This window comes from Vibrio quintilis, assembly GCF_024529975.1.
GTDB lineage: Bacteria > Pseudomonadota > Gammaproteobacteria > Enterobacterales > Vibrionaceae > Vibrio > Vibrio quintilis.
The window spans coordinates 1,165,108-1,186,377 of sequence record NZ_AP024897.1 but is presented as its reverse complement, the minus strand read 5'-3'; the positions used below and the strand labels follow the sequence as shown (position 1 = coordinate 1,186,377).

At 46.8% G+C, this 21,270-nt stretch carries 15 protein-coding genes; 4 read left to right on the top strand and 11 right to left on the bottom strand.

Annotated features, from left to right (window positions below; genetic code table 11):
* Positions 1–6: 6 nt before the first annotated feature.
* From OC443_RS05675 to OC443_RS05655, 5 genes are all read right to left on the bottom strand, one after another.
* Entirely contained in the window at positions 7–249 is a 243-nt protein-coding gene (locus OC443_RS05675; RefSeq protein ID WP_306345628.1) for a thioredoxin family protein, read from the bottom strand.
* Positions 250–275: 26 nt separating this feature from the next.
* Positions 276–1,286 carry a permease gene (locus OC443_RS05670; RefSeq protein WP_073582662.1) on the bottom strand — a complete coding sequence of 337 codons (1,011 nt, stop codon included), beginning with the start codon at positions 1,284–1,286 and terminating at the stop codon, positions 276–278.
* Positions 1,287–1,386: 100 nt separating this feature from the next.
* Positions 1,387–1,953, bottom strand: coding sequence for a sigma-70 family RNA polymerase sigma factor (locus tag OC443_RS05665; protein ID WP_083601597.1), 567 nt, complete (start codon positions 1,951–1,953; stop codon positions 1,387–1,389).
* Between the two features lie 253 nt (positions 1,954–2,206).
* Entirely contained in the window at positions 2,207–3,985 is a 1,779-nt protein-coding gene (locus tag OC443_RS05660; RefSeq protein WP_083601596.1) for a nitrilase-related carbon-nitrogen hydrolase, read from the bottom strand.
* Between the two features lie 510 nt (positions 3,986–4,495).
* Entirely contained in the window at positions 4,496–5,656 is a 1,161-nt protein-coding gene (locus OC443_RS05655; protein WP_200796918.1) for an alpha/beta hydrolase-fold protein, read from the bottom strand.
* A 934-nt stretch (positions 5,657–6,590) separates the two neighbouring features.
* Between OC443_RS05655 and kduD the strand changes: the two genes are divergently transcribed.
* From kduD to OC443_RS05635, 4 genes are all read left to right on the top strand, one after another.
* Positions 6,591–7,352: a 2-dehydro-3-deoxy-D-gluconate 5-dehydrogenase KduD gene (gene kduD / locus OC443_RS05650; RefSeq protein ID WP_073582660.1), complete on the top strand. Its 762-nt coding sequence runs from the start codon at positions 6,591–6,593 to the stop codon at positions 7,350–7,352.
* A 218-nt stretch (positions 7,353–7,570) separates the two neighbouring features.
* Positions 7,571–8,311, top strand: a complete 741-nt coding sequence (locus OC443_RS05645) for a response regulator transcription factor (protein ID WP_073582656.1) — start codon at positions 7,571–7,573, stop codon at positions 8,309–8,311.
* Positions 8,312–8,361: 50 nt separating this feature from the next.
* A complete protein-coding gene (locus OC443_RS05640) occupies positions 8,362–9,975 on the top strand; it encodes an ATP-binding protein (protein WP_073582654.1) in 1,614 nt (537 codons plus the stop codon).
* Between the two features lie 153 nt (positions 9,976–10,128).
* Positions 10,129–10,659: a porin family protein gene (locus tag OC443_RS05635; RefSeq protein ID WP_159440327.1), complete on the top strand. Its 531-nt coding sequence runs from the start codon at positions 10,129–10,131 to the stop codon at positions 10,657–10,659.
* A gap of 657 nt (positions 10,660–11,316) precedes the next feature.
* Here OC443_RS05635 and OC443_RS05630 read toward each other — a convergent pair.
* From OC443_RS05630 to OC443_RS05605, 6 genes are all read right to left on the bottom strand, one after another.
* Complete coding sequence (locus OC443_RS05630) at positions 11,317–12,444, bottom strand: HNH endonuclease (RefSeq protein WP_073582650.1); 1,128 nt, start codon at positions 12,442–12,444, stop codon at positions 11,317–11,319.
* Between the two features lie 123 nt (positions 12,445–12,567).
* Positions 12,568–13,431 carry a GIY-YIG nuclease family protein gene (locus OC443_RS05625; protein ID WP_262021646.1) on the bottom strand — a complete coding sequence of 288 codons (864 nt, stop codon included), beginning with the start codon at positions 13,429–13,431 and terminating at the stop codon, positions 12,568–12,570.
* A 46-nt stretch (positions 13,432–13,477) separates the two neighbouring features.
* Positions 13,478–14,332 carry a YiiX/YebB-like N1pC/P60 family cysteine hydrolase gene (locus OC443_RS05620; RefSeq protein WP_073582646.1) on the bottom strand — a complete coding sequence of 285 codons (855 nt, stop codon included), beginning with the start codon at positions 14,330–14,332 and terminating at the stop codon, positions 13,478–13,480.
* 23 nt (positions 14,333–14,355) lie between these two features.
* Positions 14,356–14,544: a hypothetical protein gene (locus OC443_RS05615; RefSeq protein ID WP_073582644.1), complete on the bottom strand. Its 189-nt coding sequence runs from the start codon at positions 14,542–14,544 to the stop codon at positions 14,356–14,358.
* A 43-nt stretch (positions 14,545–14,587) separates the two neighbouring features.
* Positions 14,588–17,926: a DEAD/DEAH box helicase gene (locus OC443_RS05610; RefSeq protein ID WP_234976374.1), complete on the bottom strand. Its 3,339-nt coding sequence runs from the start codon at positions 17,924–17,926 to the stop codon at positions 14,588–14,590.
* 5 nt (positions 17,927–17,931) lie between these two features.
* Positions 17,932–21,228 carry a type I restriction endonuclease subunit R gene (locus OC443_RS05605; RefSeq protein WP_073582642.1) on the bottom strand — a complete coding sequence of 1,099 codons (3,297 nt, stop codon included), beginning with the start codon at positions 21,226–21,228 and terminating at the stop codon, positions 17,932–17,934.
* Positions 21,229–21,270 lie beyond the last annotated feature (42 nt).

The window sequence follows — 21,270 nt, the reverse complement described above, 5'->3', positions numbered from 1 at the left end:
CGCGGTTTATTCACTTTTCAGCCATAAAGCAATCTCCTCAGCCCGCGGAATACCGCCGGAGTGCACCACCTTCTCATCCATCACGACACCAGGTGTCGACATCACACCGTAACTCATGATGGCTTCCATATCAGTGACCTTCTCAACCGTCACATCAACACCCTGTGCCTGCGCAACCTGTTCAATCAGCCTGGCTGTATTGACACAATTTGCACACCCTGAACCTAACACTTTCACTACTTTCATCATCAACCCTCTCTGTCCAAACAAAAAATCTACCAGGCAAACAAGTTAAACATCCAGCCAATCACAGTAAATGCCGCCAGTAAGATGGCAAACAACAGCGCCAGTAACCGCCACTGCATCACCTGCTTCAACATCACGAATTCAGGCACGCTGGCCGCCACGGTACTCATGCAAAAGGCTAACGTTGTGCCGACCGGCAAACCATTTCTCAGTAAGCTTTCCATCACCGGAATCACACCGGTGGCATTGGAATACAGCGGAATACCAACCAGCACTGAAGCCGGGACGGACCACCACTGACCCGCGCCCAGATGGGCTTCAATCCAGCCATCCGGCACAAAACCATGCAGCCCGGAACCAATGCCGACACCAATCAACACCCATTTCCATACCCGGCCAACAATGGTCAGCATTTCCTGTTTCGCAAACTGGTGACGCGCCGCAAATGTCACCGGACCTTGAGACGCAGCGCTCACAACTGCCGGGCTGCTTTGCCTGCTGTCAGGACCGTGACTTTGCCCGTTGAGCATCACCTTCGCAGCCAGCGGCTGCAGCCAGCGCTCTGCCCCAATCGCATCTAAAAACCAGCCGCTTACTATGCCAATCGTCATGCCGGTTACAATATATAAAGCCGTAAACTTCCAGCCCAGTAAGCTGAACAGCAGTAACACTGCAATTTCATTAATCAGCGGTGAAGTAATCAAAAAGGCCATAGTGATCCCGAGCGGAATCCCGGCAGAGGTGAAACCAAGAAAAACAGGAATGCTGGAACAGGAACAAAATGGCGTCACCGTGCCGAAAAAGCTGCCGGTGACATAACCGAACAGCCGTTTTTTACCGGCCAGATAATCCCGCACCCGCTCCACATTGAGCGAGGCCCGAAACAGGGCGATGACGTAAATCATGATCACCAGCAACACCATGATCTTGCTGGTATCTTCAATAAAGAAATGGATCGCATCCGCGACTTTGGTGCCGGGAGTCAATGAAAAAATCTGAAAAGTCAGCCAGCCAGCCAGCCGGGTAAACACACTAAACATCTCTGCTCCTGTGATGATGTTGCCGGAAGAAAAAGGCCACCGGCAGATGGTTTATCTTTAAGACGAACCAACACACAAAAGGATGCAGATTTTTTAAATTTCAGCTTTCTTCAGGGAAAAAACAGCACACTTTCTGGTTTTCATCGAAGCGAATCCGGCACTGGTTTTTGAGAATCTCTTTCAGCCGCAGGCGGGCGCGCTGAATACGCGACTTTACGGCTGGCAGGGTTAAATCGTGAGATGCGGCGTAATGTTGCTGGCTCATGCCCTGCAAATCACAGGCTTCAATCACAGCGCGATCTGCCGGGCTCATTTTGCCCAGCGCTTTGGGCAGACACTGCGCCAGACTGTCGACCGGAGGCAGTTCTTCTGCGATATCCTCCAGCGTATTGAATGTGCTTTCTGCATCCGGGGTAAATCTGATATTTTTGCGCTGCTCATCGGTCAGCAGATTGCGGGCTACCCGGAACAGCCAGGCTTGCTGATTTTGAATCGAACAGAACGCTTTGTCCTGTTTTAAAGCCCGCAGAAAAGTTTCCTGCAACAGGTCAAAAGCTAAATCCTGATCCCCACACTGTTTGAGTAACCAGTGATACAACACCGATTCAGATAAGTGCCATGTCCGGGATAAACAGGGCACAACCGATGAATGAGATTGCGTAACCATACATGTTTCCTGACTAACAATGCTGCTGACTGAAAAATATACCCAAGCAACCTGAAGAGGCAGGATTCAGGTTGCTTGGGTATAGATTGAAAGGCCGGTGATTCAGATGAAAAACACCAGATTGAGTTGAAAAACACCATCACCGGCTCTCAGAGCTTAATCATTTTCCTGAAACAATCAACTTTGCGGCATCAGCGGCCATCCGTTAAGTTCAGGAGTGAGGACAGGTGTCCTCATTATTTCTGCTCATGATTCAGTGTTTCATGATCAGCGGTTTATAAAAATAAGGCCGCCGGGAAGATTCCATATCATACTGATTCAGCGACCATTCACTGTGTTTGGTGGTGAAGGCGACCGGAAAAGCTTCCGTCGCAGTTGATGAAGCAACTTTGGCCTGATCTAACCCGTACAGCGGGTCGAGGGTGTACAAGGCACTTTCTCCTTTATAATGATTGGCCGTGCCGACAAAGTTCGCCACAATCGTATATGCCTGCGCCGAGAAAGCCACTGCATCCCATAACACCATCGCGTGCGCCGGATAAGGATTGGCAATTGCTTTCTGGTTGACCTGAACATAGCCGCCATATTCACCGGCCCATGACGATGGAATCACAATAATATCGGCCCGCTGCTCTTCAAGTATCCCGGCCACTTCAGGATAGAGCACATCTTCACCCAGCATCATGCCCAGCTTCCCGACACCGGGAATATCAACCGTATTCACCTGTTCGCCGGGTTTTGCCCACTGTTTTTCTGCCGCATTCAAATGGGTTTTACGGTAAGTGCCCAGCCGGTGGCCCTGCTTATCCAGCACCACCGCAGTGACAAACAGATCACCATGATCTTTTTCAATCAGCGAATACACCAGATTCAGCCCCTTCGCCTTTGCCAGCCGGCTCATCTGTCTGAATGCCGGGCCATCAAGCGGCTCTGCCCATGCCATCGCCTGCTGGCGGGTCATGGTTTGGGTTTCCCCGGTCAGGCTGTATTCCGGTAATACCGCCAGCTGAACATGGTCAAGCTTATTCACCAGTGCGCTCACAGCTTTCAGATTGGCCTTTTTATCACCAATCACCGGCTGATACTGAATTGCCGCTCCAGACACATGCCGTTCAGTTTTATCCACGGTGGTGTCCCAGGGGGCAACCCGCAGTAATAACGGCTGATAGAGTTCCGGATGTCTGCCGGCCAGCCGCTCCTGACGGATTTTGTATTTGGCAGGGTCGATTTTCGCATAAATAATCCGGGTCTCTTTTGGCGTCTTGTCTTTTTTGGCCGTAAATGGCGTTTCAGCCAGTTTGTTGCCATCCGGGTCCCAAATCGCACTCATTCCAACCATGTGATAGTCTTTTTCGGTGTTATTGCGGTTCGCTTCCACAATGTACACCCCATTGTGCATCGCATGGGCCTGGTTGTAATAAATTGCCTGTATCGATGAGTTTGTCGGAAAAGCAATGATATCCGCGCCTTCCAGAGCAGCAATCCGGGCGCTTTCAAAATAGCCGGAATCCATACAGATGTTGATGGCAATATGACCCAGCGCCGTTTCATAAACCGGAATCCCTGAATCGCCCCATGCAGACCAGTGCTCTTCCGACTCCCACAGGTGGGTTTTGCGGTATTTTCCGACCAGCCCTTCCGGTCCGACCAGAATCGAGGCGTTGTAATAGATATTGGTTTCCGGATCTTTTTCCGGCATGCCAACCACGATATATGCGTCGTATTTTTTTGCTAACTTTGTCAGTGCCTTTGAAGTCACACCGGGAATCGTATCCACAAATGGTTTAATCTCCCTGCGGGTTTCATACAGGTAACCGGTTGTGGCCATTTCCGGCGCTACCACCAGCTTCGCGCCGTGCTTCAGTGCTCTTTCAATATCTGCACTCAGTTTTTTAATATTTTTATCCCGCTCATGGAAGACAGGGTTAAACTCGACAGAGGCGGCAAGAAACGGATGTTCCGGCGCCGTATAACCCGGCGCAGAAAGAAGGACAGAGGAGAGAATAAAAGCTGACTTCACTTTTATATTCATGATATAGGTTCCTTATGTGTAGGTTGTTTGAATACAGCAGGTCAGTTTCAACACAAAAGTCCTTTTTAATTATTATTCATTTAAAATCAATAAGTTATATGAATAACCTGCTCATTTCGAATTCTATAAAGACGATGAGTCAGGTGTCAACCGGCTGGCGGCTACTGTCAGATTTGTAATCTTGTGAAGTTTTAAACCGAACGCAAAAACAGCCGCTTTTATTGACATATACCCAAACAACCTGAAGATGCAGGTTGCTTGGGTATATGTTGCCGGCACTTTTTACTGATGTTTTTCCTTTCACAAATAATTTGCTTTGTTTTATCCGTATGCTATTCCATACAAAAAGGAAATTATCATGACTCAAGCTGATGTATAAAAATCAACAGAACAAACCCGACATGGATTAATAATTTCTTTATAATCATCAGGTTACTTTACGAACGTTATCATCCGGGCTGAAAAAGCGCATCCCGGTACAAAAACCGGGATGACTGAGATGAAGGTCTGCTAAAAAATGTGTTGCACAAATTCAATATAAGCCGGGCGCCAGACATCCATTTCATGCCCCAGACCGGGATACATCTGGTAACGATAGTGAATCCCCTTCTGTTTCAGCTTACTGACCAGCCCGCGGATATCATTGCCGGTCACACTGTCGTTTTCCCCGACAGCAATGGTGAAGTTTTGCAGCTGATGATTCATTTGTTCCGGATGTTCAAACCGGGCTGCAACCGCTTTGTTCGGTGAGCGGGTTGTCGTCACACCACTGAAGGTTCCTATCCAGGCAAACTTTTCCAGATGACCGATACCGGACACCAGCGCCTGATAACCGCCCTGCGACAATCCGGCAATCGCCCGTCCTTTTGCATCATCACGGACGTGATAGCGTTTTGCGATCAGCGGTATGATATCCTGCATCAGTTCCTGATCTTCAACCACCGCATTCTGAGGATGGAATACTTTTCCCCTTTCACTGGCAATAAAAGTCTCCGGCACCAGCGCTTCCGTATCAGGAATCACGACCAGCATCGGCTTCACTTTCTTTTCCGCATACAGGTTATCCATAATCTGCGGAATCCGTCCCTGTTCAATTGCCGAGAGAATGGTGTCGCCGAAACCATGATAATAATAAAGTACCGGTAATGCCTGCTTCATCGCCTCATAGCCCGGCGGTGCCCAGACATACACACTTCTTTCGGTATTCAACACCTGCGAATGATAAGTCAGCATGTTGAGATCACCATGCGGCACAGCGCGCGTATCCAGAATACTACCAGGCACCAGCACCAGGCTGGTATTCACCTGACGCTGTGGTTTTGCCATCGGCGAGCCGGTATCTATCGTCCTGAACCCGTCAACACTAAAGAAATACTCATATAAATTCGGCGCTAATACCGGTGTGGTAAATTCCCAGACACCCCCCGGTTTTTTAATCATGGTATGTGAGCGGATACTTTCTGCTGTTGCGCCGGTAAATACTTTGACTTCTTTTGCCTGAGGCGCAAATAAACGAAAAGTGACACTGTGGTTATCATTCACACCGGTAATATAGGATGTTGCCGGAATATCCGCAGGCAACTGCGCCGGAAAGTCTTCCGGTAATGCATACACTTCTGTCACAGATGAACATAAAAACAATCCGGACATCATGATAGGTATTATTTTCATTGTCGTCTCCATTAAATAATCGTGATCTGATTGATATTCCCGGACAGTCAGCCTGCCGGCTGAGTACCGGACTCTTTCCTGATATAAAACAGATTTACATTCCTGAAATAATCCGGGTGAACAATTCAATTATTATTCAACCATCCAACCGCGAAATAATATTTAACCGAATAAAGAGAAGCATCACAGCAATGAAATGTTTTAATTATGTGCTTCATTTTAAGCGGCATACTTTTATTTATTGCATTCAAAAAAAGTGATAAATAAAATCAGACCACTGACGTAAACAGAGATAAACTCCGGGAAATCAGAGACAGTTCAATTTATTTATCTTTACTAAAATTAAATATATTATTAAACCAACAACACAAAAAACAAACCATTGATTTAATTCGATAAAATACAAAAAACACCAGAATAAAAAGCGCTAAAATCATTCAATAAGACAAATTTCAGGCATAAAAAAACCTGACGACTTACCAGTGACTTCATCCCGTCATCTGATAAACCTGCCAGGTATTGCCCGTTAACCGGTCACAATCCATATTGAATGAGTAAATACTACGATTCATCTTTATTTAAAGTCAATTGAGCAAAGACTAAGTTGTGATTGTGATCATCTTAAAAAGTCAGAGTCCGGATATATTCTGGTAAAAAATAATTCAATCAATAATAATCACAACAAGCGAATATCATCGCCAGCAGATCAGACATCGCCGACAAATGATTTATTTTATCAATCAAAAAAATATATCCATCCGACAGGAGAAAAAAGAAACCCCCACAAATGATTTAAAATTATTGAAACAGCGTTTCACTTAAAGTAAGATCAGATTCAACACCTGTCGTTTATGGCGATATCCCAACAACCTGAAAATGCATAATTCTGGTTTCCCGGTGGTAGCAATAATGTGAGAAGGTAAGGAGCAAAGTGATGGTTTTAGAAAGTTTTAATCTGGAAGGAAAAGTTGCCCTGGTCACCGGGTGTAACAGCGGTTTAGGCCAAATGATCGCAATCGCACTTGCGCAGGCCGGTTGTGATGTTGTCGGCGTCAACCGCAGCACCCGGGGTGATACCGCATCACACATAGAAGCACTCGGCCGCAAATATTACCCGGTCACCGCCGATTTAAGTCACAGCAGCGTTGTTCCCCAGGCTTTTGAACAGGCAGTTCAGGCAGCGGGGCAGATTGATATTCTGGTCAACAATGCCGGTATTATCCGCCGCAATGAAGCGATTAATTTCACCGAACAGGACTGGGATGACGTGATGAACACCAACATTAAGACGGTGTTTTTCCTGTGCCAGCAGGCAGCTAAACATTTCATGGCGCACGGTCAGGGCGGAAAAATCATCAATATTGCCTCAATGCTCTCTTTTCAGGGTGGCATTCATGTACCTTCTTACACCGCCTCTAAAAGCGGCATTTATGGTCTCACCAAAGCCCTTGCCAATGAATGGGCAGCACAGGGGATTAACGTGAATGCGATTGCACCGGGATACATGGCAACCGATAACACCGCCCCGCTCCGCGCCGATAAAGTCCGTAATAAAGAAATTCTGGACCGGATTCCGGCAGAGCGCTGGGGGGCTCCGGCTGATCTGGCCGGGCCGGTCGTTTTTCTGGCATCACCGGCTGCTGATTATATTCATGGTTATACCGTGGCAGTTGATGGTGGCTGGCTGGCGCGGTAGCTCATTTGTAATTAAGTTTAACCTGAAGACTATCGGAAAAGGTTTGATGCGCGGGTTGGGGGTGTTGTTTCATAAACGGTGTTATTTCAGAAACATTTGTGCCCCTGGCTCCAGTCTGTTTTTTAAGGCCAAACAGATGAAAGATGCTGTCACAATCCGTCACAAAGAATGCCAGATGGTTGTGTATAATGTTCTTATCATTGCACAACGAATACGACATGGAACCGGATACATTGAACGACGACGTCAATCAAAAACATATCATGCTGGTTGAAGACGATACTGAACTTGCAGCACTGATGCAGGAGTACTTTACTCACAATCACTTCCGGGTCTCTATTGTACAAAATGGACTGGATGCAGTGGACGCGATTTTTACCAACGCCCCTGATCTGGTCATTCTGGATATCATGTTACCGGGACAAAGTGGCTTAGAAGTCTGTAAACAGATCCGACAGCAGTACCAGGGCATTATTCTGATGCAAACAGCCTTAGATGATGATGTCGACCAAATCATGGGGCTGGAATCCGGGGCAGATGACTATATTGTCAAACAAGTGAATCCACGTTTATTACTGTCTCGCATTCACTCTTTATTCCGGCGCGTTCAACGACAAACAGTCCCATCCATTGCTAAAAATGCACACAACACAGCCACACGCATGATCCATTGTGGCCCACTTCATATCAGCCAGACTAACCGGAGCGTCACGCTCAATGGCGTATTCGTCGAACTGACCACCACTGAATTTGACTTACTGTTACTGTTGGCAGCAACCCCCGGCCATGTTGTAAGCCGGGATGATATCGTTCAGCAATTAAGAGGTTTTGAATATGACGGCCTTGACCGCTCGATTGACAGGCAAATATCCAGACTGAGAAAGAAATTATCTGTGCACTCAACGGAATCAGAATTAATTAAAACCATCCGGGGCAAAGGATACCAGCTTTGTTTTTAGAAACGCTTTTCAGACATACATTTTCAAACAGTTTCTGAGGTTTTATCACCATGTTCAGATCATTTGCCGGACTTTGGCTGTTGGTATTCGTTCCTTTGTTTCTACTCTTGTATCCGTTTAAGTACAACCCCATCCATATTTTTAATGAGACCATTGAGAAAAAACGATATGTTCACCTATACAGTGGCACTTTCTCTCTGATCGAACAACAACTCAGCCACATCCCTCAAACCAAATGGCAAAACCAGATCTCAATTCTCGCGACACACTTTGGTTATGCATTATCACTCAAGTCAATCGATACATTGACACTGTCAGAAAACCAAAAAGAAGCGTTGTCCCGCCACGACATTGTTTTCATCAACGCTGAACCTGAATTTTTGCTAAAGCGGATACCGCATAGCCAGATGGTGGTTTCCCTCGATGTCGATCTTACTCAGGAAGAAGACATCAGCAGAGCAACCTCCGGGGCGATTTTTTTGCTACAACAAGCATTCATCAAAACACCACAGGCTCAATGGACAAAACTCATTCAGCAGCTGACGCCCAGATTCAATTTCAATCTCAGATTAGTGCCAGCACAAAGTATTCAGTTCAGTTCAAAAGAGCTCCGACAATGGTCGGAGCAAAGAGGAATATGGCGGTTTAATACAGAACAACAACTTGTTTTGTATATCAGATTACCGAATAAAAATACGATTCTGGTGGCGGAATCACTCCCCTATTCATCTATTTCTCCAACAACCGTTTTTATTCTCATCCTGATTTTTGTGCTGTTTATCTCAGTGAGTATGTTTTTCTGGATCTACCCGTTATGGCGGGCTCTCGCCCGTTTCAGTCATGTCGCGACAAAGTTTGGTACCGGGCAATTATCCCTGCGGGCTCCGATTCCACACATTTCTATCGTGGCAAAGCTGAGTGTTGTATTCAACCAAATGGCACAGAGAATTGAGGATTCAGTAAAAGGGCAGCGAACACTAACCAATGCGATCGCCCATGATTTCCGCCAGCCACTTTACCGGATGAAATTTGCCTTTGAAATGCTCAACGACACTTCCCTCAGCGATCACGAGCACTCACGCTATCGTCAGAGCATTGAAAATAACATGCAGGAGCTTGATCATCTCATTCATCAGACACTACAACTCTCCCGCTATAGCAGCAACAATGAACACATCCGGTTTTCTGAACACCCTCTGGATCGGTTCCTCCGGAAAGAATGTGATCAGGTATCACTGGAGTATCCCTCTTTGTCTGTCTCACTAACGGTCTCTCCGGAGATGCAGTCCAGGTTGATCCGTTTTGATCCCACAGCAATGCGCCGGGCTGTAAACAACCTGATAAGTAATGCCTGTCGTTACGCTCAGACAACGATTGAAATCAAGCTTTATGCCGTCCATAAATCATCAGACCTGAGGATTGAAGTGTGTGATGACGGCCCGGGAATTCCTCCAAAGCAGCACCAAACTATTTTTGAACCATTCAGGCAGCTGGAAGATGAACAACGAGACCAACATTCAGGCCACGGGCTTGGACTGGCGATTGTTGCACAAATAGCCCGCTGGCATGGCGGAAGCGCTTATGCCACCGAAGCCGCTACCGGTGGTGCCCGGTTTGTCATACAGTTACCCGTTCAACAGAAAAACTGCCAGGATCCCTCATAAATCAAGCAGGGCTTTTGGGATGTCTCAAACCGTCACAATCGGTCACACATGGGTTACATACGCTCTGTTTATCCCTCTTTAAAATAACCACACCAACAGATGGTTTAGTCATTGAACAGAGGTAACCCAATGAAAAAAAATGTAATTCTAAGCATGATGCTAATTGTGATGGCAACAAGTGCACAAACAAATGCCCAAGGCAATGCGATCGGTGCAGAAGTTGGACTGGGCTCGTTAAAATACGACAAAGCATCAGGTGATGATTCAACAGATGTATCCTGGACGGGCTCACTGTACTACGAAAGAAGCCTGATGCCCTATCTGGGGATCAGCTTCGGTTTACACACCGGGGACGGAAGCAGTATTAAAACTTCAACAATAGGCTCAGCAACGAAAGAAGATGCGAAGTTAGACTATACCGCAGCCTCTGTCAGTGCAGTCACTTACTTAAATCTGTTTCAGAATCACCGACTCTACGGCTCCCTTGGGCTGAACTACAACAACGTTGAACTTACGCATGATTCAAGCAAATTAGTGGATGATGATGGTTTCGGTTATGTCATTCGTGCCGGGTGGGAATACCAAATTTCAGAGCCGCTTTCAGTCAACCTCGGTCTACAGTACTTATCGATGGAAGACGTGGATCTGACAACCACCAACTTCGGCGTAAAGATGCGTTTCTGATACAAGTCAAAGCCACTCCAAGGCAAAAACCACAGATTAATTGGGACGGTGGCTTTTAATTTGTATTTTCTGCATTTTTTCTGCGGGGAGAGAAGTAGCGGCATGATGGCCCCACCTCATCAGGTCACTGCAATGGCAGGCAGGTCCTGCCTTTCGGATCAAAGTGGGACTGTTGTTATATAAGGCGATCAAACCTGAGTCCGGATCGGGTTTCGTCCGCGCCTGCCTGCATCGATTTTTTTCACTTCAGCGAACGCGGCCAAGGCTATTTTTGAAGGAACAAAAACGGACCAAAAATTCCTTTTTTATTGAGTTCACAACGCGCTGGTCAGAACCAGCTTTTAAGGACTTCCTGTCCTGAAAAGCTTCAAACCGTCGTCGTGACGGTTTGTTCTTTGTATCTCTGTCTGTTTGAATCCGGGATTCGCTTGATGAAAAAACAAAAGCTGGCCTATCTGCTCGTTTGAACACTGCATGCGGGGATGTTTGGGGAATCAGTGGAGGTCGGGGTTGGTGCGAACCACATTTGATCCGGTCACTGTCGGGAAAGAAAATTTTAATGCAATCATAACGGATTTCTGTTCGTCTCCAAATGATGAGGAGCTGGATTGAGAAGTGAAGTGAGTTAGGGAATGATACTTTTCAGGGGCGGATAGGTTAACGCCCCTTAAACAATTCCGCCCGGTGATAGCCGAGATAATTTTGGTGCGCGGGGAGTAAACTCACCGACATATTTTCCTCAATACCCAACACATCCGGGGATTCCAGAACACTGGCAATCATCACCCGGCCTTTTTCGTCAAAAGAGATGAAGCCCAGATCAAACGCCTTATCCAGATTGGCCACCAACAGCAGGCCGTTGTATTTATCGAGCTTTTCATCCGGTGTTGATGCCCGCCACGGTTTGATATGCGACGCCACCAGCATTTGTGTATTGCAATACCCGGTCACGGCGCAGCCGTGCCATAAGTCAATCAACTGCCGGCGATAGGTGCCCTGCCCCATCCGGGTCTTGACCAGGATTTCCTTTTCGGTGGGCGTCAGCCGTGGGTCATCCATAATCTGATTGATATCCTGTTGCAGATCGACCTGGGTGAAATCTTTCAGGAAACCAAGATAAGATTCGACCACTTCGGAAAACAGCCCGTGTGTACGGGAGTCTTTCACCTGCTTTGGTTCAGCCATATTGATTTTCATTGCCAGCTGATGAAACTCCCGGAAGGATTTGATTTCCACCACCGGAACATCGCTCAGTTGCTGTTGCTGTAACCAAAGCGGCAAGTCGTTTTCAATCACCTGGCAATAAATGTCTACCGTTTCCGGGGAGCGGCCGGTATCCAGCAGCCACTGGCGATATAGAAATGCCAGATCAGACAGATTCTGATTCAAGGCATCTTTGAGATCGTTACGGGTAATCGCGCTTTGCATGAAGGTGAACAGCGCATCATCAAGAAAGGCATGGGAAACATTTTTCTTTGAATAGCCCGTAACCGAAGCCGGATTGACACCGGACTGATAAGCCAGATGCCAGAAGCCCTCACTTTTCAGATGATAAAACGGGTTTTCCGGGGTATCTCTGTCGTTATCACGCCGTCGCTGGTTAAAGTAATGGGTGAAACGGTCTTTCAAGGCAGCATTAAATTCAATCCGGTTGGTGGCAATCACCCCGAGTTCAATCAGCTCCATCACCGCCAGCAACATGCACACCTTGTGCGGCCGTTTATGAGTGCCTTTGGTGTCCATATTCAGGCGGCTGAATTTATCGGTGTAATGTTCGAGGGTCATTTGTGGTTCCGTACTCGGCGACTCGCGGTTGGAAATTGCAGTATACCAAACTGATTTGGTTCAGGTTGGTGCGCGAATGCGTTTTGTGGTTTCAGTAACATGAGTACCTACCCCTGATACATTTCAAGATTGCCCCAACAGCCTTGCTTCCAAATCTTTGAGGTTTTCCCCTGCCGAAGTTTTCCAACTTTGCGGACCGCTTCGACTACTACCAGCGACAAATGAAGCGGCATAAGAAGATGAGCTCAAGAGTTTATCCTGTGTCAGTAAATATCCATTTCCTTCACTTTTAAGCGTACCGTTCTCAATCCATGTTTGTTTAATGTGTCGCACTTTACCGGGCATACTCTGAGAAGACTTTTCTACTACCAGAGATCCTTTAAGTAACAGAAAACCATCATCTACCATCCGACCTGTTGCAGTCAGTTTATTGACTTCAAAAGACAGTTCATATTGCGAGACAGAGTCAACATCATTTTTTGTCTCGACCGAAATTTTTGAGATGGGCTCTAACAACTTGTGTCCCAAACTGCCAAGTACCAGTTGAATGAAATCGATATATCCTTCCATATCTGACCTATCAGCGCGTGGCAGGCACGATTTCGTCGCATTATTACCATTCTCTAGCGTATAACGCGCTGCTGATTGGGTCAGTTCTATCAGCCTCGCCTCAAGGTATTTGATATGCGATTTAGTCAGGTTTTCATCCTTGCTGGTGAAGATAATCACTTCATTCCAGAATTCCCGATCCCGATCATGACTCGCCAGCCGTTTGAGGATATTTTCAGACTCACCGATATACACCTGATTTCCTTCTTCACCGGAAGCTTTCTCCAGTAAAAAATACACGCCGGGGCGTTGAGATTCCGGCCAGTCAACCAACTCAGAAAACCGCGTCCGTGGGCAAGCTAACGCCAGCCCCGACCAATTACCGACCTCCACTTGTCGCAGCCCTGCCGGACTGCCATCTGCGAAAAAAATGCGCATACTTTTGCCAATGTTTGCCATACTGCCTCGTTGTTCAATCTTTCAGCTACGACTTTGTTTTACGATTATTCAATTGAGCATTTTTTATCAGAATGGGTTTACCCCATAGCTTATCGCATGCCTTGAAGAGATGTTCAGGGTGAACTTCCATTTCTCCCGGAGTGAGCGCAGCAAGCGGCCCTCCGATATCTAGATCGGCTCGTAAAACCAACCTTGAACAAAACATGTCGTATTTCTTTTTGACCACAGCTCGTCCCAATCTTGTTTTACAATAGATTCTTTCTGTCATAGCAACACCCCGTTGGCTACGTAAGCACCGAATAAAAACCCCGCCCCATAAGCCACAACATAAACTCCACACGATCCATGCAACAAATTTAGCCAGACTGACTTGTTGAGGATCGATGAATAAATCGAAAACTGGGGGATATAAAGCAGCTGCACTCACCAAAAACAAAATGAATTTATGAAAAACTGTCAATCCAGCATGCATAACGGTGTACTCTTTCCCTTTCATCGATGACACAAACTCTTGCAGCTTTTCTTTCTGATCTGCTGAGAGCGCATCTTCCTGGGGGCGCCGGAATAAAATCACTGAGTGATTATTACCCAAGAACTCTTCCAGAGAAATATCGTCAACACCCTTTTCTGTAGTGGCTTCTAAAACACAATGACTGCTGATTGCAATTGCAACATGACTCCAGTCACTCTTAGTAAAGAAGCAAATAAAGCCGCTTGTGAAAGCGTTGCTTCGTGAGAAAAGAATATCACCCGCCTCCATATGAATATCATGATCTGTATAAAGTTGAACGTTATCTGGCGGCTGTTCATCAGGAATATTGTGCTTCAGTCTTACAAGGTTCTGATGTATTTCTAAGCGTAATCCTTGGTTCATTGTCATTGAGGTGAGGTCCAGTTTAAATGTTATGAATCAGTGAGAATCTGCTTTCTTTCAATAAGGACAGAGACATCAATCAGCTCAAATTTATCCGGGTCTTGAGAATTAGCTTCCTCAACCAACCCTTGTCGAATGGTACTCACGACATCGTCATATAACCATTGCAGTTCATCGCGCTCAGATAAAAGCTTGATGAAATCAACTGCCTTTGTCATTCAAAATTCTCCTTATTCATGATTTCTGGTGAATTTCCACTCATCAACTTTCCGCAAACAGTAGCTCTTGTTCAGCCTCACAAGTTAATTGCAAATGACTCATAAATTCATCGCCGGAACTCAATAACTCATTCGCAACACAAAAATGATTCAGCCCAGACCAAACCTGTTTCGACCCGACAACATAAACCTGTTTTTTCGCCCGAGTCACCGCAACATTAAGAATATTCGGTTTTCCTGAGGCCCAGTTGGCAGAACCTTTGGTTGCCTCCGAGACTCCTAACACAAAAATAACCGCTTTTTCTTCTTTTCCCTGAAATGTATGAACGGTACCGGTACGTCCGGTTAGCCACTTAGCAACAACAGCGCTCTTCAGCCCCTGACCACAAAGGTAATCAAATATTTCTTCTCTGGTTCTATACGCCACTTTACGAAATGGAGAAATAATATAGACATCAGGTAACTGGCGTGTCTGCTGATAATACAGATGTATCATCCGGGCAACACTCTGCCCCTGTTCTGCCACATAGTGCTTCCCATCCACGTCTCCGGAAATATCAACCCAGCAACTGTTTCCCCAAACCGGATGCGGTTTGCCTTCTGGATTTTCATTGCCGTGGAACATTTTTTCGTTGTAGGCAATTTTGTTCGAAATACTAAACATCGGCTCATCACAACGTCGGTGCACCCGTAAAGGACTTCCCAACCACTCACCTTTTGAGATCATCTCCGTCCCATAGCGATTGATCCGGTCAGCAAGCTTTTGTACTGATGTCTTGGTTGGAGACCAAATTTTCCATTCATCTTCACCCAGACTTTCTCTGGCGAAACCATCGACAAATTCCGGCGGAATGGTAAACACCGGCTCAATTTGCAACGGGTCGCCGACAACAACTGCCCGCTTCGAACGGTACAACGCGCCAACTGCCTGCTGCGGGGAAGCCTGACCCGCTTCATCAATAAATAACCACGAGATCTGATTCTGCCCGAATTTAGAAAATTGACGCTCTACAGATGCAAAAGTCAACGATACCACCGGGATAAACATAAACAGCCACTGCCATAACACCTGGCTGTCTTCCGGCTTTTTAATCCCATTAGTCAGTGCGTTATGCATGTAAAAAACCACACTTTTATTACCCAAATTAAAATGTTTATAAGCCGCAACCAACCAAGTCTGATGCAACGCAATTGTTTTATCCGTCAACGCTGCCCGTTTTTGGTTGAGTTCTCTACAGTGGCCAAAAGCGGTTCGTTGAATCTCCGCGATTTCTAAATCCACTTCACCGTCATCAAACACGGCATCGCGGTACTTGTGACAAAACGATTGAGCCTGTACGATGTCTCGCTCCAATTCCTGTTTAAACGTTTCGATTTTTCTCATCATCAATCGTTTCTTTTTCTGAAACTCATCAAGACGCATCGTCATTTTCTTCAAGATAGCGCGTTGCTTCCAGAATTTAGGAAATAACAGATCAAATAAGGGCTGTTTCTTTTGTTGCAGACGGGTCATAAAGACATCCAGCTTTAAACAACGGTATTCAAGATTCGCCAGCTTCCTTTCGGAGCGTGCTAAATACCCTTGTTTCGAGTGAATTTTTTGCAAGACCCCAAGCTCTGAAAAGCATTGCTCCAATTCGCTTTCAGCCTGTTTAAATGCCTGTTGTGCATCATGGAATGCTTTCTTGAGATCGGGAATAGTTTTCGCTTGTGCGTTAATGGACTCAAACAAAGTCTGATAGCCTTCAGCTCCACCTTGAATATCCATTTCGCAAGGTTTGCGGAAAAACAGGCGCTCTCGGACCTTGTTTCGGTTGGTCTGATTACCAATAGCGGCGGCTATTAGCCCCCAACAATCTTCATCGGACGCTAGTGCCTTCAGTCTGGGTTTTTTCTTACCTTTTGAGTCGTACTGATGCTCAGCGGCGAGCTTTTGCGCTGCGGTTTTAAAGTATTCAGCAGATTGATATTCCTCACCTAGCGCTTTGGATTGAGGCAATTCTTTGGTGATATTTTCAACAGCGGTATTGTTACTGGACACCACCACCATGTCATATCCTGTTAAAGCTGGATTTAAGACTGGAATTTCAATATAACTGTCGCCGATTTCTATCTTCCGGTGCTCTGAAACGGATTCTTTAACCGATGAAAAACCAGCGATAACCCTTGCCCGTTCAACCAAATTATTGGCGATAATATCGCGCAGCATCGTGGTTTTACCGGTTCCCGGAGGCCCATTGACCGAATAAACACCCTGCCCATCGAGTTCTTGATACAGCGTATTAATCGCAAACTGCTGCATTAAACTCATTCTGTGTTCATCATCTCCTAACCAGCGTCCTTTCGGTGTCATATCCAGCGATAAATGCTGACGAATGAGTTTCTGTCCTACTTTTGACAACAGATCCTTTTCTCTGGCAGGAACATGGCTGAGATACGTCGCTAACGCAGAATTGGCGTCGATTTTTCCTTTTTTCAACTGTCCGATAATGAACTCAATATCACGGATATAAAAACTATTTAAAATGGAAATCTTAGGTTGACTGAATACCGATTCTTTCGGCGCTTTATTGGCCTGATTTGCCTGAGTCTGTTCCGATGTCCGGACATTTTCATCTTCGATACGTTTTGCTAAATCAGATAAATCGGGCAGCGACAAATACGTTAAATCGGGGATATCCGGCTTATACTCCGATTTGTTTCGCTTATCCGGTATAAGCTCAATGATCATTCCGGGAACAGTTTTCTTTAATACGGGTTGGAACTGAGCCCACTCACTAATGAAATTAGTCATTTCAATCAACTCGTAAGTCGTCAATACTTTGGGAAACTGATGTTCCTCTTTAATGTTATCGGCAACGGTACAAATTTCTTCAAAATGCTCACATAACCTTTGGCTTTGGTCGTCAAACGCTTCAATTTTAAGCTCATGCAGCCGCTTATGTTGTGTTTTGCCAATCGCCCAGGGAGCGGTCGAGACTTCTGTCTTATCCAGTTCAATATTGCCATATTGGTCGACGTGTAGGATCACGGAGCAGGTCAACCCTTCATCCTGCTTTTTCTGCTTACTTTCTGGAAACATCTCCTCGTAATCAGGCAAATATTGCTTTCCGGCTTCAAATATTTCAGCCCGTAAAAACAACCCTAAATACACTTTGAACGAATAAGCTTCACCGGGCATATACTTCTCACCCGCGCGGCGAATATATTGCCTATTGATCCAGGGTAAGCAATCCGGTTTATCAAATAAATCCTGTCCCTGATAATGAATCGCACCATTTTTTTCGTTGGAAATATCACCTAGCTCTGCTGAGTTGAAAAACTCAATTTTGTGCCAATATTCAAGAATATTCAGGGCATCCTGTTCTTCTTTTGTCATCATTATTTTTAACTATCCTGTTTATTCTTCTTATAATTCTCCGCCTGTTCCAGCACACTCTGATAAACATCATCGTTTGCCACCGGCGGGAAGCCGTATTTGTGCAAGAGTAAAATCAAATCCACTTTGAGTTTGGCTTTAATATCATCCCGGCTTGCCCAGTCCGGGTATTGGGCAACGTTATCGACGATCACTTTCATCTCTTGTGCGAGTTTGAGCATCTTGTCGTCATCGTAAGTGAATTCGTATTTCTGGCGCATATACATCAAAATATCGAGAAAAGCTTTTTCTTCGAGATCAATCCCCATCGCTTCAAATGAACCCATTTCCTGAGCCATATCGAAGAGGATGTCCGTCATTTCCTGCGAGAAGGTGTCAAACTCTTCCCCATTTAACACATCATTTTCGCGCCGCTCGTTGTACTGTTCGACCAAGGCTTCAAAGCGTTTGGAGAAGTTAATCCCCTGCAGCTGATTGACCTTTTTAAACTCGCTGATGGCTTTTGCCAGTAACTTTTGCAACAGTTGAATCTTGGTGTTGGGCAGTTTGATCTTATTGATGCGTGCCAGATAATCGTCATCGAAAATATCGATGGTGTCGGCCTTTTGCTTGCCGAGGGAAAAGATCTCTTCCACCCCGTCGGATTTAAGCGCTTCCGCCACCAGCTCGCGCACTTTTTGATTCATCTGCGCCGTGTCCGGGGCGTCGCCCTGCGTCAGTTTGAAGATGATGGATCGCACTGCGATATAAAAGTGGATACGATCCCGCTCGTCCTGCGACAGGTCGTCACTGCCACAGCAGACGTCATACGCCGCTTTGAGCCGTTTCACCAATCCCATAAAGCGGTTTTCGCCTTTTTTGGTTTGCAGAATGAATTCCGCCGCCTGATTGAGGCAGTCCAGTTGTGCGCGGGGTTCGCCGCTAAAATAAGGCCGGGTATCGAACCTGTGGAACATCTGCCCGAGCAGATCGAGGTGATTTTTCACTTCAATCACCGACAGGCGAATATCCTCAAAATTGGTTTTGTCCGCTTTAGAATACATCGCCAGCGCCTGATTCATCCGCGATTTGATGCCGATATAATCCACCACCAACCCTTTGTCTTTGCCGGCAAATTTGCGGTTAACGCGGGAAATGGTCTGAATCAGATTGTGACGTTGCAGCGGCTTATCGATATAAATGGTATCCAGCTCCGGCACATCAAACCCGGTCAGCCACATGTCCACCACAATCGCGATTTTGAAATTGGATTTCGGGTTCTTAAACTGCTGATCCAGCGCTTTGCGGTGCTCTTTGGTGCCGAGGGTCTGATAGAGGGTTGCTTCATCATCTTTACCACGGGTCATGACCATTTGCACCATCGCCAGCGGCATCAACTCTTTCTGGTCTGACTCTGTCAGCATTGCGCCATCGACGGCCTGCTTTTTCTCAAACCACTGCGGACGCAGCGCCTCAACCTGCCGATAGAAATCGTAGGCAATCTCGCGGCTGGCACAGACAAACATCGCCTTGCCTTTGACGGTTGAGCCTTCCGCCACCCGGTTTTCGTAATGGTCAACAAAATCCGCTGCTAACGCCGCCAGCCGATCCGGGTCGCCAAGAATCGCATTCATATTGGCGGTGGCTTTTTTGCTCTCTTCAATCTGGTATTCACTGGCTCCCGCAGCTTCACAGTCCTGATAGTATTGCTCCACTTCCTGAAGCTTGCTGCTGTCGAGGATCACGCGCGCCGCGCGGCCTTCGTACACAATCCGCACCGTGATGTCATCGTTGACCGCTTCGGTCATGGTGTAGCTGTCTACCGGGTCACCGAACACATCCAGCGTGGCGTCAATCGGCGTGCCGGTAAAGCCGACATAGGTGGCATTGGGCAAGGAATCGTGCAGGTATTTGGCAAAGCCGTAAGTTTCCCGTTTATCCACCGCCACCCCATCGCGGTATTTGATCACCACTTTTTTATCGAGATTGACCTGTGAGCGGTGCGCCTCATCGGAGATACAGATGATATTGTTGCGTTCAGACAGCAGCTCGATATCTTCGGTAAATTTATGAATGGTGGAGAGGAACACCCCGCCGCTTTTAATCCCTTGCAGTTTGTCGCGCAAGTCCTGACGGCTGGTGACCGAAATAATGGTGTCGTCACCGATATAACCGGTGGCGGCACAGAACTGTTTAGCAAGCTGATCATCGAGATCGTTACGGTCAGTGATCAGCACAATCGTCGGGCTGGCGAAATCGACACTTTTCATCAGCAGGCGGGCGAGGAACAGCATGGTGTAGCTTTTACCGCAGCCGGTCGCGCCAAAATAGGTCCCGCCTTTTCCGTTGCCTTGGGGTTTGCGTTGCTGTTTGATATTGAAATAGAGCTTGCGGGCGGCGTAATACTGCGGATAACGGCAACAGATTTTTTCTTCTTTACGTGAACTATCGGGGAAATAGATAAAGTTTTTCACCACATCGAGCAGGCGCACCGGATGGAACAGGCCCGACAGCAGGGTATACAGGCCGTCAATGCCGTCTTTTTCGGTCGATTCAAAGCCGGTGATTTTGCGCCACGCATAGAAGAAGTCGTACGGCGCAAACAGGTTGCCCATTTTGTTATTCACGCCGTCACTGAGAATACACAGCGCGTTATACACGAACAGTTGCGGAATATCGCGCCGGTAGCGAATGCCAATCTGCTGCCAGGCGTCATACAGGGTGGCGTCATTCTCGCGCACCGCACTTTTAAATTCGAACACCACCAACGGCAGACCGTTGAGATATAAAATCGCATCGGGAATGCGATCCTGCCCATCGACGCCTTCGATTTTAAGCTGATTGACCACGCAGTAGCGGTTGCTGTCCGGCTGGGGCAAATAACTCACCGAGGCTTCTGCAACTTTTCTGTCTTGGGTTGCGGTCTTCGCGGTTGCGTTGTCGGAAGCAGGTTCGGCAAATAATGCCGTCAGCGCGGCCGGCAGATGGCGGGTGTCGATCAGTTCGATATACAGGTCTTTCTGGTTGCGGTCTTCGCGTTTGAGTAAAAAGCCGTTACTCAGCCACTGGCAGAAGGTCTTGTTGCTGGTGTAGAGGTCACTGGCGGGCAGGGTGCGTAACTGGCGCACAATGGCGTCGATTTCCCCCGCCGTGATCCCTTCTGGCTGATAGCGTTGGCGCAGGTAGTCGCGCAAGTCGCTTTCGATCAAGACGTCGCTTTCATCTGCCCGTACCACATCAGCGCCGGGCAAATGCGGATAGCCCTGCTCGCCGAGGAGTTCAATGATCGCCTGTTCTAATTTTGCTTCGGTAAATGTGTTGCTCATCCTGACGTTTCCCGAATCTGTTGTGATGGTTATCTGTTGTGT